Source organism: Bacillus spizizenii TU-B-10 (assembly GCF_000227465.1).
Taxonomy (GTDB): Bacteria; Bacillota; Bacilli; order Bacillales; family Bacillaceae; genus Bacillus; species Bacillus spizizenii.
In genome coordinates, this window is sequence record NC_016047.1 from 74,911 (window position 1) to 87,700 (window position 12,790).

Genomic DNA, 12,790 nt, shown 5'->3' on the forward strand with positions numbered 1-12,790 from the left:
TCTGCAAAGCCTATGCTTCTTCTTTGCTTGGAAGGATTGAAAGTGATAGGATATGAATATCTTTAAAAAACCTGCTCATTGTGAGGAGGACATTGTGAAAAGTGTCAAAGATTTTTTAAACAAACACAATCTTACGTTAAAAGGGGCGACAATCATTGTAGGCGTTTCCGGCGGTCCGGACTCAATGGCTCTTCTTCACGCACTGCATACGTTATGCGGCCGTTCAGCAAATATTATTGCAGCTCATGTCGACCATCGGTTCAGGGGCGCGGAATCTGAGGAAGACATGCGTTTTGTCCAAGCTTATTGTAAAGCTGAACAGCTCGCGTGCGAAACGGCTCAAATCAACGTAACAGCATATTCGCAGGAAAAAGGTCTCAATAAGCAGGCTGCGGCACGTGATTGCCGCTATCAGTTTTTTGAGGACATCATGTTGAAGCATCAAGCGGACTATCTGGCGCTTGCGCATCATGGTGATGACCAGGTTGAAACGATGCTTATGAGACTGGCCAAGGGTACGCTTGGAGCGGGACTTGCGGGAATGCAGCCGGTCAGACGTTTTGGGACGGGGCGGATCATCAGGCCGTTCTTAACCATTACAAAGGAAGAGATCCATCACTATTGCCGTGAAAACAGCTTGAGCTACCGGACGGATGAAAGCAACGCCAAAGATGACTACACAAGAAACAGATTCAGAAAAACAGTGCTCCCGTTTTTGAAACAGGAGTCGCCGGATGTGCATAAAAGGTTTCAGAAAGTGAGTGAGGCACTGACGGAAGATGAGCAATTCTTACAGTCATTAACGAAAGATGAAATGAATAAAGTAATCACAAGCCAGTCTAATACATCAGTTGAAATCAAATCCTCTCAATTGCTTGCCCTCCCGATGCCTTTACAAAGAAGAGGAGTTCAACTAATATTAAACTATCTTTATGAAAACGTTCCATCATCCTTTTCAGCTCATCACATTCAGCAGTTTCTCGATTGGGCGGAAAAGGGCGGTCCTTCAGGAGTATTGGACTTTCCGAAAGGGCTGAAGGTGGTCAAATCATATCAGACATGTTTGTTTACATTTGAACAATGGCAGTGCAAAAATGTTCCCTTTGAATACCAAATAAGCGGAGCTGCTGATGAAACGGCAGTGCTCCCCAATGGATTTCTGATAGAGGCAAAGCATTATGCGGATTCGCCTGAAGAACATGGGAATGCTGTTTTTATTACAAGTGAAAAAAAGGTGCGATTTCCCTTAACGATCCGGACGAGAAAAGCTGGAGACCGGATCAAACTAAAAGGGATGAACGGCTCGAAAAAGGTAAAGGATATATTTATTGATAAGAAATTGCCTCTCCGAGAAAGAGACAACTGGCCGATTGTAACGGACGCAAGCGGTGAAATTATCTGGATACCGGGCTTGAAAAAATCAATTTTTGAAGATCTTGTGATTCCAAACAGCGACCGCATTGTATTACAATATAGACAGCATGAAAAGTGTAGGGGGCAAGCAAAATCATGATGAAACATGATATCGAGAAAGTACTGATCTCAGAGGAAGAGATACAAGAGAAAGTAAAAGAGTTAGGCGCAGAATTAACGAGCGAGTATCAAGATACGTTTCCGTTGGCAATCGGTGTGTTAAAAGGAGCACTTCCTTTTATGGCGGATCTTATCAAGCATATTGATACATATTTGGAAATGGATTTCATGGATGTATCAAGCTACGGAAATTCTACGGTTTCTTCTGGAGAAGTAAAAATCATTAAAGATTTGGATACATCTGTAGAGGGCCGGGACATCTTAATTATTGAAGATATCATCGACAGTGGGTTAACCTTAAGTTATCTAGTAGAGCTCTTCCGATACCGTAAAGCAAAATCAATTAAGATTGTTACCCTTTTGGATAAACCGAGCGGAAGAAAAGCGGACATCAAAGCAGACTTTGTAGGCTTTGAAGTTCCTGACGCGTTTGTAGTGGGTTACGGACTTGATTATGCAGAGCGCTATCGCAATTTGCCTTATATCGGAGTGTTAAAACCGGCAGTTTATGAAAGCTGATCGGCAGCCTGCTTCCGAGATGGTTATTGTTTGTATTGGGATGATTTTCTATGGTACTATTGAACATAGTTGTGCTTACTGTGGGAGGAGGTAAGGAATGAATCGGGTCTTCCGTAATACCATTTTTTATTTACTTATTTTATTAGTAGTAATCGGGGTTGTGAGCTACTTCCAGACCTCAAATCCGAAAACAGAAAATATGTCGTACAGTACGTTCATCAAAAACCTGGATGACGGGAAAGTTGATAGCGTATCGGTTCAGCCTGTCAGAGGTGTTTATGAGGTAAAAGGGCAGCTGAAAAACTACGACAAAGATCAATACTTTTTGTCTCATGTTCCTGAAGGAAAGGGAGCAGACCAGATATTTAATGCTTTGAAAAAGACAGACGTAAAGGTTGAGCCCGCTCAAGAAACAAGCGGATGGGTGACATTCCTGACGACCATCATCCCGTTTGTCATTATCTTTATTCTGTTTTTCTTCCTGCTCAATCAGGCTCAAGGCGGCGGCAGCCGTGTCATGAACTTTGGTAAGAGCAAGGCGAAGTTGTATACAGAGGAAAAGAAACGCGTCAAATTTAAAGACGTTGCAGGGGCTGACGAAGAAAAGCAAGAACTCGTTGAAGTTGTTGAGTTTCTGAAAGATCCCCGCAAGTTTGCCGAGCTTGGTGCGAGAATACCAAAAGGCGTGCTTTTAGTCGGACCTCCGGGAACCGGTAAAACATTGCTGGCAAAAGCTTGTGCAGGTGAAGCCGGCGTACCTTTCTTCAGCATCAGCGGATCTGATTTCGTTGAAATGTTTGTAGGTGTCGGTGCTTCCCGTGTGCGTGACTTGTTTGAAAATGCGAAAAAGAATGCGCCTTGTTTGATCTTCATCGATGAAATTGACGCAGTCGGACGCCAGCGTGGAGCAGGTCTCGGCGGAGGACACGATGAACGTGAACAGACGCTTAACCAATTGCTTGTTGAAATGGACGGATTCAGCGCCAATGAAGGAATCATCATCATTGCTGCGACGAACCGTGCGGACATCTTGGACCCAGCCTTACTTCGTCCGGGACGTTTTGACCGTCAAATCACAGTGGACCGCCCAGATGTCATTGGCCGTGAAGCTGTATTGAAAGTCCATGCGAGAAACAAACCGCTGGATGAAACGGTTAACCTGAAATCAATTGCTATGAGAACACCAGGTTTCTCAGGCGCGGACTTAGAAAATCTATTGAATGAAGCTGCACTTGTGGCGGCTCGTCAAAACAAGAAAAAAATCGATGCGCGTGATATTGACGAAGCGACGGACCGTGTAATTGCCGGACCTGCTAAGAAGAGCCGCGTAATCTCCAAGAAAGAACGCAATATCGTGGCTTATCACGAAGGCGGACACACTGTTATCGGACTCGTTTTAGATGAGGCTGATATGGTCCATAAAGTAACGATTGTTCCTCGGGGTCAGGCTGGCGGTTATGCAGTTATGCTTCCAAGAGAAGACCGTTACTTCCAGACAAAGCCGGAGCTGCTTGATAAAATTGTCGGCCTCTTGGGCGGACGTGTAGCTGAAGAAATTATCTTCGGTGAAGTCAGCACAGGAGCGCACAATGACTTCCAGCGTGCGACGAATATTGCAAGACGAATGGTTACAGAATTCGGTATGTCAGAAAAACTGGGACCGTTGCAATTTGGACAGTCTCAGGGCGGTCAGGTATTCTTAGGCCGTGATTTCAACAACGAACAGAACTACAGTGATCAAATCGCTTACGAAATTGATCAGGAAATTCAGCGCATCATCAAAGAATGTTATGAGCGCGCGAAACAAATTCTGACTGAAAATCGTGACAAGCTTGAATTGATTGCTCAAACGCTTCTGAAAGTTGAAACGCTTGACGCTGAACAAATCAAACATCTCGTTGATCATGGAACATTGCCTGAGCGCAATTTCTCTGATGATGAAAAGAACGATGATGTGAAAGTAAACATTCTAACAAAAACAGAAGAAAAGAAAGACGATACAAAAGAGTAATTCGCTTTCTCTCTAAAAAACTGCCGGCTGACGCTGGCAGTTTTTTTATGTAAATCATGGGCTCGGCTGCGTCTTTTACAATCATCCAATTCTGGTATCGATTTGTTTACAAATGAGCCGCTGATCGTGTATGTTATTGTAGAATGTTTGTAAAAAGTAAAGTAGAGAAACTATTCAAAAGTGGTGATAGAGGTTGTTACTGGTTATCGATGTGGGGAACACCAATACTGTACTTGGTGTATATCATGATGGAAAATTAGAATATCACTGGCGTATAGAAACAAGCAGGCATAAAACAGAAGATGAGTTTGGGATGATTTTACGCTCCTTATTTGAGCATTCCGGGCTTATGTTTGAACAGATAGATGGCATTATTATTTCATCGGTAGTGCCGCCAATCATGTTTGCGTTAGAAAGAATGTGCACAAAATACTTTCATATCGAACCGCAAATTGTCGGTCCGGGTGTGAAAACGGGTTTAAATATAAAATATGACAATCCGAAAGAAGTGGGAGCAGACAGAATCGTAAATGCTGTTGCTGCGATACACTTATACGGCAATCCGTTAATTGTTGTTGATTTCGGAACTGCCACAACGTACTGCTATATTGATGAAAACAAACAATACATGGGCGGGGCGATTGCTCCTGGGATTACGATTTCGACAGAGGCGCTTTATTCGCGTGCGGCAAAGCTTCCGCGTATCGAAATCACCCGGCCTGACAATATTATCGGAAAAAACACTGTAAGCGCGATGCAATCTGGAATTTTATTTGGCTATGTCGGTCAAGTGGAAGGAATCGTCAAGCGAATGAAATGGCAGGCAAAACAGGAACCAAAGGTCATTGCGACAGGAGGCCTTGCGCCGCTCATTGCAAACGAATCAGATTGTATAGATATCGTTGATCCATTCTTAACCCTAAAAGGGCTGGAATTGATTTATGAACGAAACCGCGTAGGAAGTGTATAGGAGGTTTTGTAATGGATTATTTAGTAAAAGCACTTGCGTATGATGGAAAAGTTCGCGCTTATGCAGCGAGAACAACTGATATGGTAAATGAAGGGCAAAGACGCCATGGTACGTGGCCGACAGCATCCGCTGCACTGGGCCGTACAATGACAGCCTCACTTATGCTCGGCGCTATGCTGAAGGGCGATGATAAGCTGACGGTGAAAATCGAGGGCGGAGGTCCAATCGGAGCAATTGTAGCTGATGCCAATGCAAAAGGGGAAGTCAGAGCATACGTCTCTAACCCGCAAGTTCATTTTGATTTAAATGAACAAGGCAAGCTTGATGTCAGACGTGCAGTTGGAACTAGCGGAACGTTAAGTGTCGTAAAAGATTTAGGTTTACGCGAGTTCTTCACAGGACAAGTAGAAATTGTTTCAGGAGAATTGGGTGATGATTTCACTTACTATCTTGTGTCATCTGAGCAGGTTCCTTCATCAGTGGGCGTAGGTGTGCTCGTGAATCCTGACAATACCATTCTTGCGGCAGGAGGCTTTATTATTCAGCTGATGCCGGGAACTGATGATGAAACCATCGCAAAAATTGAACAGCGTCTATCTCAAGTAGAGCCGATTTCTAAGCTCATCCAAAAAGGGCTGACACCAGAAGAAATTTTAGAAGAAGTCCTAGGCGAGAAACCTGAGATTTTGGAAACGATGCCTGTCAGATTCCATTGCCCTTGTTCAAAAGAACGGTTCGAAACAGCCATTTTAGGATTAGGCAAAAAAGAAATTCAAGATATGATAGAAGAAGATGGACAAGCCGAAGCAGTATGCCATTTTTGTAATGAAAAGTACTTATTTACAAAAGAAGAGCTGGAAGGGCTTCGTGACCAAACCACCCGCTAAGCTCTTTAGCGGGTTTTTTAATTTGAGAAAAGGGGCTGAAAACAGGTTTGAAATCAAGAACAATCTGGACCATTATTTTAGGGGCGCTGTTGGTTTGCTGTATTGCTGTTGCATATACGCTGACGAAATCCCAGGCAGGCGCATCGCCGTCCGGTGAGTCTATTGCGACGATCGGAGGCAAAAGTGTGACAAGAGAAGAATGGCTGAAAGAAATGGAAGACCGATATGGAAAGTCGACACTTGAAGATATGATCAATGTCCGAGTCGTTGAGCAGCTAGCCAAAAAGAACAACCTCAAAGTTTCTAAAAACGAGATTGATCGTGAGTTTTTGCTGATTAAAGCGGTCAACAATTCCTTTTACGAAGACGAACATACAACTGAGAAAGAGTGGAAAGATCAAATTCGTTATAATATCCTTCTTGAAGCATTGTTAACAAGGGATATTGATATTTCAAACAAAGAACTGAAATCATTCTATAATAAAAATAAAGAACTGTATCAGTTTGATGATTCGTATCGAATTCGGCACATTGTTGTAAAAGATGAAGAAGAAGCGAGAGAAGTCCTGAAAGAACTGAAAGGCGGCTCAAGCTTTGAAGCTGTCGCGGCGGAAAGGTCTACAGACAGATATACATCACCATACGGCGGAGATTTAGGTTTTGTCACAGAAGCATCAGACAACATTCCGTCAGCATACATTGAAGAAGCAAAAACACTCAAAGAGGATGAATGGTCTGACGAACCGATAAAGGTCAGTAACGGATATGCCGTTATTCAGCTGAAAGAAAAACTAAAGGCAAGAACATTCTCGTATGATGAAGTAAAGGATCAGATCAGACGGCAAATCGCAATGGATCAGCTAGGCGATAAAGCGACAGTCAAAACACTTTGGAAAGAAGCCGATGTATCGTGGTTTTATGGGGAAAAAAGTACTAAGTGATTGACAAAAAATTTTGAAATTGATAGATTATATACATAATACCAATACAAATAGTCGGAAATTGAGGTGTCGAGAATGGTACGTGTAGCAAACTCCATTACTGAATTAATTGGGAATACGCCAATCGTGAAATTAAATCGCCTTGCAGATGAAAACAGTGCGGATGTATATCTAAAGCTTGAATACATGAACCCTGGAAGCAGTGTAAAAGACCGTATCGGTTTAGCTATGATTGAAGCCGCTGAAAAAGAAGGGAAATTAAAAGCTGGTGATACAATCATTGAACCGACAAGCGGAAATACTGGAATCGGGCTTGCGATGGTTGCTGCTGCTAAAGGGTTAAAAGCTATTTTGGTTATGCCTGATACAATGAGCATGGAACGTCGCAACCTTCTTCGCGCATACGGTGCTGAGCTTGTGCTGACTCCTGGTGCAGAAGGCATGAAAGGCGCCATTAAGAAAGCTGAAGAGCTTGCTGAGCAGCACGGATACTTTGTGCCGCAACAGTTTAATAACCCCTCTAACCCAGAAATTCACCGCCAAACAACGGGTAAAGAAATCGTTGAGCAATTCGGTGATGATCAGCTTGATGCATTTGTAGCCGGAATCGGTACAGGCGGAACGATTACAGGAGCGGGTGAAGTTCTGAAGGAAGCATACCCTTCCATCAAAATTTACGCTGTTGAACCGTCAGATTCCCCAGTGCTATCAGGAGGAAAACCAGGCCCCCATAAAATTCAGGGAATCGGAGCTGGATTTGTACCGGACATCTTAAATACTGAAGTATATGATGAAATCTTCCCCGTGAAGAATGAAGAAGCATTCGAATATGCACGCAGAGCTGCACGAGAAGAAGGAATTCTCGGAGGCATCTCATCAGGCGCGGCAATTTATGCTGCTCTTCAAGTAGCGAAAAAGCTCGGAAAAGGCAAAAAAGTATTGGCCATCATTCCAAGTAACGGCGAACGTTATCTGAGCACGCCGCTGTATCAATTCGATTAAAAAAGCCAAACTCCCGGTCCGCCGGGAGTTTTTTTATATTTGTGCATCAAATATGCCATGTCTGCGACGAATGTTATTCTTGGAAGAGAAATTCACTTTTTTCACTAACAAGATTGCTTTACAATAAAAAAACAAGCAAAAAAGAAAATAGAGGAATGATATAAATGGCACAACGCAGACCGGCAGGCAAAAAAGTACCTTTTCAAAAAGACTCATTCTTACAACAATTTGAGAAACTTGCGCAATCCAGAAAACAGCATGTACTTCTTGAAAGTGCAAGAGGCGGCAGATACAGTATAGCCGGTCTTGATCCGATTGCGACTGTAAAAGGAAAAGACGGAATTACAACAATTAAGCATAGGGATGAGATGCTGTTTAAGGAAGGTGATCCATTACGTGCCTTCCACAGCTGGTTTAAAACGCTGGAAACAGAAACAGATCACGAGCTTCCCGGATTTTCAAGGCGGGGCAATCGGGTTTCTCAGCTATGATTACGCACGTTACATTGAAAATTTTAAAATGCTCTCATTAGATGATCTGGAAACACCGGATATTTATTTTCTTGTTTTTGATGATATAGCAGTTTATGACCATCAAGATGAGTCTCTGTGGCTGATTACCCATGTTAATGGCACTGATGATTCTGCTGACGTGAAGCTATCCAAGTTGGAGCGGATGTGGCTGACTGAGCTTCCTGCTGTCCCTTCGCGAGAGATGAAGCATGAATCAGACGGTTCCTTCGCGGCACCATTTACCGAGGATGGATTCTCACAAGCTGTAGAGAAAATCAAACAATACATTGCCAGCGGAGATGTATTTCAAGTCAATCTATCAATAAGGCAGTCACAGTCGCTGTCTGTCCACCCATATCAAATTTACAAGACCCTGAGAGAAGTAAATCCTTCGCCGTATATGGCTTATTTAGAAACACCTGATTTCCAAATCATTTGCGGATCGCCTGAACTGCTTGTCAGTAAAAAGGGCAAGCTGTTAGAGACGAGACCGATTGCGGGCACCCGTTCCAGGGGAAAAACGGATGAAGAAGACGAAGCGCTCGCAAACGAATTGATCCACAATGAAAAAGAACGCGCTGAACATGTCATGCTGGTTGATCTTGAGCGAAATGATCTGGGAAGAGTATCACGGTACGGATCTGTGCGCGTGAACGAATTCATGGCGATTGAAAAATACTCGCATGTGATGCATATTGTGTCTAACGTCCAAGGTGAACTGCAAGATGGGTATGATGCCGTAGATATTATTCATGCTGTGTTTCCCGGAGGAACCATTACAGGTGCTCCCAAAGTAAGAACGATGGAAATTATAGAAGAACTTGAGCCGACACGCCGCGGGCTTTATACTGGATCTATAGGATGGTTTGGATATAATCACGATCTGCAGTTTAATATCGTCATTCGAACCATTTATGCAACCGGAGGGCAGGCATTTATGCAGTCCGGCGCAGGAGTTGTGATTGATTCCGTTCCAAAGCACGAGTACAGGGAATCATTCAAAAAAGCTTTTGCGATGCAAAAGGCGTTAGAGCTGAGCAAAGAAGAGACAAAAATTAGATGAGGTGAGCGGAGAAATGATTTTAATGATTGATAACTACGATTCATTCACGTACAACTTGGTGCAGTATTTGGGCGAGCTTGGGGAAGAACTGATTGTGAAACGCAATGACGACATCACGATCGAAGAAATCGAAGAGCTGTCTCCTGATTTTCTGATGATTTCACCAGGACCGTGCAGTCCTGATGAGGCAGGGATTAGCCTTGAAGCAATTAAACATTTTGCAGGGAAAATTCCCGTTTTTGGTGTATGCCTCGGTCATCAGTCCATCGCACAAGTATTTGGCGGGGACGTAATTAGGGCTGAACGGCTTATGCACGGGAAAACCTCGGATATTGAGCATGACGGCAAGACAATCTTCGAAGGCTTGAAAAATCCCCTTGTCGCGACTCGTTATCACTCGCTGATCGTAAAATCTGAGACGCTGCCAAGCTGTTTTACAGTAACAGCACAAACGAAAGAAGGAGAAATCATGGCCATTCGCCACAATGACCTCCCGATAGAGGGCGTGCAATTTCACCCAGAGTCTATTATGACTTCCTTTGGGAAAGAAATGCTCAGAAATTTCATTGAGACATACCGCAAGGAAGTTATTGCGTGATGATATATGTTAACGGCCGGTATATAGAGGAGAAAGATGCAGTTCTTTCTCCTTTTGACCATGGATTTTTATATGGGATCGGTGTTTTCGAAACCTTCAGGCTTTACGAAGGCTGCCCATTTTTGCTTGATTGGCATATAAAAAGGCTTGAACGCGCACTTAAGGATCTGCAAATCGAATATACTGTTTCAAAGCATGAGATCCTTGAGATGCTGGAGAAGCTGCTTCGGCTGAATAAGATCAAGGATGGCAATGCCCGTGTCAGGCTGGACATATCAGCCGGCATCAGCGATAAAGGCTTTGTTGCCCAGACTTACGATAAGCCAACTGTTTTATGCTATGTGAACCAACTGAAACCAGAAAGTCTTCCTTTGCAAAAAGAAGGAAAGGTTTTATCGATACGGAGAAACACACCAGAGGGGCCGTTCCGGTTAAAATCTCATCATTATTTAAATAATATGTATGCGAAGCGAGAAATCGGAAATGATCCGCGTGTCGAAGGGATTTTCCTAACGGAGGATGGAGCTATTGCGGAGGGCATCATATCAAATGTTTTCTGGAGAAAAGACAGCTGCATCTATACCCCATCTCTTGATACCGGTATTCTGGACGGTGTCACGAGACGTTTTGTCATGGAAAATGCGAACAAAATAGGACTGGCACTCAAAACGGGCCGATATGAGCTGGAAGCTCTTTTGACAGCTGACGAAGCGTGGATGACGAACTCGGTTCTTGAGATCATCCCTTTTACGAAAATAGAAGAAGTAAACTACGCGGGCCAAAGCGGAGGAGCAGCCTCTGCTCTTCAAGCGCTATACAAAAAAGAAATAAAGAACATGATTCATGAAAAGGGAGGAAGAGAATGGCGCAGCAAACGATAGACCAAACACAAGTAATCCACACCAAGCCCAGCGCTTTATCATATAAAGAGAAGACACTGGTGATGGGAATTTTAAACGTAACGCCTGACTCTTTCTCGGACGGCGGAAAATATGACAGCTTGGACAAGGCACTCCTGCACGCGAAAGAGATGATCGATGACGGTGCCCATATCATTGACATCGGAGGAGAATCGACAAGGCCTGGCGCTGAATATGTCTCAGAGGATGAGGAGATGTCCAGAGTGATTCCGGTAATTGAGCGGATCACAAAAGAACTGGGCGTGCCGATTTCTGTAGATACGTACAAGGCTTCTGTCGCAGATGAAGCTGTTAAAGCAGGCGCATCCATCATCAATGATATTTGGGGAGCGAAACATGATCCGAAGATGGCTTCCGTTGCAGCAGAACACAATGTTCCGATTGTTCTCATGCATAACCGCCCTGAGAGAAATTACAATGACTTATTACCGGATATGCTGTCGGACTTAATGGAGAGTGTAAAAATCGCTGTTGAGGCCGGAGTAGAGGAAAGGAACATTATCCTTGATCCAGGTATCGGTTTCGCGAAAACCTATCATGATAACTTGGCAGTGATGAACAAACTCGAGATTTTGAGCGGACTGGGGTATCCGGTTCTTCTGGCAACCTCCCGAAAAAGATTCATCGGACGTGTTCTGGATCTTCCGCCTGAGGAGCGGGCTGAGGGCACAGGTGCGACCGTGTGTCTCGGCATTCAAAAAGGCTGTGACATTGTCAGGGTCCATGACGTTAAACAAATTGCCAGAATGGCGAAAATGATGGACGCGATGCTGAATAAGGGAGGGGTGCACCATGGATAAAGTCTTTGTAGAAGGAATGGAGTTTTACGGATACCACGGTGTGTTCAAAGAAGAAAACAAGCTTGGACAGCGATTTAAAGTTGATTTAACCGCTGAGCTGGATTTAAGCAAAGCCGGACAAACAGACGACCTTGAGCAAACGATTAACTATGCTGAGCTCTATCACGTATGTAAAGATATCGTAGAAGGGGAGCCTGTGAAATTGGTGGAAACGCTGGCGGAACGTATTGCCGACAATGTGCTCAAGAAATTTCAGCCGGTGCAGCAATGTACTGTGAAAGTGATTAAGCCAGATCCGCCAATTCCCGGACACTATAAATCAGTAGCAATTGAAATCACGAGAAAAAAGTCATGAACAACATAGCTTATATCGCACTTGGATCAAACATTGGAGATAGAGAAACATATTTAAGGCAAGCAGTGGCATTGCTGCACCAGCATGATGCGGTGACAGTCACTAAAGTGTCGTCCATTTACGAAACTGACCCGGTCGGATACGAAGACCAAGATGAATTTTTGAATATGGCTGTTGAAATCAAGACGTCGCTGAACCCTTTTGAACTCCTTGAGCTGACGCAGCATATAGAAAATGAATTAGGAAGAACAAGGGAAGTAAGATGGGGACCGCGGACGGCAGACCTTGACATTTTGCTGTTTAATCGTGAAAATATTGAAACAGAGCAACTAATTGTTCCGCATCCGAGAATGTATGAGCGTTTGTTTGTCCTTGCGCCGCTTGCGGAGATTTGCCCGCAGGTTGAAAAAGAGGCAACAAGTGCGGAAACAGACCAAGAAGGTGTAAGAGTATGGAAGCAGAAATCTGGGGTAGACGAATTCGTGCATTCAGAAAGCTGAAAGGTTATACTCAAGAAGGATTTGCAAAAGCGTTAGGTATATCAGTTTCTATTCTCGGCGAAATTGAACGCGGAAACCGATTGCCGTCAGCTGCCATCATTCAAGGTGCAGCAGATGTTTTAAATATAAGCGCGGACGAATTAGCGCCGCCAGAAAAAGATAACAAATGAAGGGAGGTC

13 protein-coding genes and 1 pseudogene are annotated in these 12,790 nt (G+C 43.8%); all 14 read left to right on the forward strand.

Going from position 1 to position 12,790, the window contains the following annotated elements:
- The first annotated feature begins 94 nt into the window (after positions 1-94).
- Positions 95-1,513, forward strand: coding sequence for a tRNA lysidine(34) synthetase TilS (tilS, locus tag GYO_RS21965; RefSeq protein ID WP_014112313.1), 1,419 nt, complete (start codon positions 95-97; stop codon positions 1,511-1,513).
- Positions 1,510-2,052, forward strand: a complete 543-nt coding sequence (gene hpt, locus GYO_RS21970; protein WP_019713025.1) for a hypoxanthine phosphoribosyltransferase — start codon at positions 1,510-1,512, stop codon at positions 2,050-2,052. Before tilS ends, hpt begins: the two co-directional genes overlap by 4 nt.
- Before the next feature lie 97 nt (positions 2,053-2,149).
- Positions 2,150-4,063 carry an ATP-dependent zinc metalloprotease FtsH gene (gene ftsH, locus GYO_RS21975; RefSeq protein WP_003218392.1) on the forward strand — a complete coding sequence of 638 codons (1,914 nt, stop codon included), beginning with the start codon at positions 2,150-2,152 and terminating at the stop codon, positions 4,061-4,063.
- A gap of 193 nt (positions 4,064-4,256) precedes the next feature.
- The gene (locus GYO_RS21980) at positions 4,257-5,033 is read left to right on the forward strand and encodes a type III pantothenate kinase (protein ID WP_014112315.1); all 777 of its coding nucleotides are present in this window, start codon (positions 4,257-4,259) and stop codon (positions 5,031-5,033) included.
- Positions 5,034-5,044: 11 nt separating this feature from the next.
- Positions 5,045-5,920: a redox-regulated molecular chaperone HslO gene (gene hslO, locus GYO_RS21985; RefSeq protein ID WP_041520828.1), complete on the forward strand. Its 876-nt coding sequence runs from the start codon at positions 5,045-5,047 to the stop codon at positions 5,918-5,920.
- A gap of 47 nt (positions 5,921-5,967) precedes the next feature.
- Positions 5,968-6,861, forward strand: coding sequence for a peptidyl-prolyl cis-trans isomerase (locus GYO_RS21990; protein WP_014112317.1), 894 nt, complete (start codon positions 5,968-5,970; stop codon positions 6,859-6,861).
- Between the two features lie 75 nt (positions 6,862-6,936).
- Positions 6,937-7,863, forward strand: coding sequence for a cysteine synthase A (gene cysK / locus GYO_RS21995; protein ID WP_014112318.1), 927 nt, complete (start codon positions 6,937-6,939; stop codon positions 7,861-7,863).
- A gap of 164 nt (positions 7,864-8,027) precedes the next feature.
- Positions 8,028-9,438 (forward strand): annotated as a pseudogene (locus GYO_RS22000) (anthranilate synthase component I family protein).
- 13 nt (positions 9,439-9,451) lie between these two features.
- Positions 9,452-10,036, forward strand: a complete 585-nt coding sequence (pabA, locus tag GYO_RS22005; protein WP_014112319.1) for an aminodeoxychorismate/anthranilate synthase component II — start codon at positions 9,452-9,454, stop codon at positions 10,034-10,036.
- Positions 10,036-10,917 (forward strand): aminodeoxychorismate lyase, encoded by an 882-nt coding sequence (gene pabC, locus GYO_RS22010; RefSeq protein ID WP_014112320.1) that lies wholly within the window; start codon positions 10,036-10,038, stop codon positions 10,915-10,917. The genes pabA and pabC overlap by 1 nt, the downstream gene beginning before the upstream one ends.
- The gene (gene folP, locus GYO_RS22015) at positions 10,899-11,756 is read left to right on the forward strand and encodes a dihydropteroate synthase (RefSeq protein WP_003218403.1); all 858 of its coding nucleotides are present in this window, start codon (positions 10,899-10,901) and stop codon (positions 11,754-11,756) included. Before pabC ends, folP begins: the two co-directional genes overlap by 19 nt.
- Positions 11,749-12,111, forward strand: a complete 363-nt coding sequence (folB, locus tag GYO_RS22020) for a dihydroneopterin aldolase (RefSeq protein WP_014112322.1) — start codon at positions 11,749-11,751, stop codon at positions 12,109-12,111. The genes folP and folB overlap by 8 nt, the downstream gene beginning before the upstream one ends.
- Positions 12,108-12,611 carry a 2-amino-4-hydroxy-6-hydroxymethyldihydropteridine diphosphokinase gene (gene folK / locus GYO_RS22025; RefSeq protein WP_014112323.1) on the forward strand — a complete coding sequence of 168 codons (504 nt, stop codon included), beginning with the start codon at positions 12,108-12,110 and terminating at the stop codon, positions 12,609-12,611. Before folB ends, folK begins: the two co-directional genes overlap by 4 nt.
- A complete protein-coding gene (locus GYO_RS22030; RefSeq protein WP_014112324.1) occupies positions 12,563-12,781 on the forward strand; it encodes a helix-turn-helix domain-containing protein in 219 nt (72 codons plus the stop codon). The genes folK and GYO_RS22030 overlap by 49 nt, the downstream gene beginning before the upstream one ends.
- Positions 12,782-12,790 lie beyond the last annotated feature (9 nt).

Excerpts from the sequence above, each read along its gene's own strand:
- hpt (WP_019713025.1), top strand. The coding sequence starts at position 1,510 with ATGATGAAACATGATATCGAGAAAGTACTGATCTCAGAGGAAGAGATA.
- ftsH (WP_003218392.1), top strand. The coding sequence starts at position 2,150 with ATGAATCGGGTCTTCCGTAATACCATTTTTTATTTACTTATTTTATTA.
- hslO (WP_041520828.1), top strand. The coding sequence starts at position 5,045 with ATGGATTATTTAGTAAAAGCACTTGCGTATGATGGAAAAGTTCGCGCT.
- cysK (WP_014112318.1), top strand. The coding sequence starts at position 6,937 with ATGGTACGTGTAGCAAACTCCATTACTGAATTAATTGGGAATACGCCA.
- pabA (WP_014112319.1), top strand. The coding sequence starts at position 9,452 with ATGATTTTAATGATTGATAACTACGATTCATTCACGTACAACTTGGTG.
- pabC (WP_014112320.1), top strand. The coding sequence starts at position 10,036 with ATGATATATGTTAACGGCCGGTATATAGAGGAGAAAGATGCAGTTCTT.
- folP (WP_003218403.1), top strand. The coding sequence starts at position 10,899 with ATGGCGCAGCAAACGATAGACCAAACACAAGTAATCCACACCAAGCCC.
- folB (WP_014112322.1), top strand. The coding sequence starts at position 11,749 with ATGGATAAAGTCTTTGTAGAAGGAATGGAGTTTTACGGATACCACGGT.
- folK (WP_014112323.1), top strand. The coding sequence starts at position 12,108 with ATGAACAACATAGCTTATATCGCACTTGGATCAAACATTGGAGATAGA.
- GYO_RS22030 (WP_014112324.1), top strand. The coding sequence starts at position 12,563 with ATGGAAGCAGAAATCTGGGGTAGACGAATTCGTGCATTCAGAAAGCTG.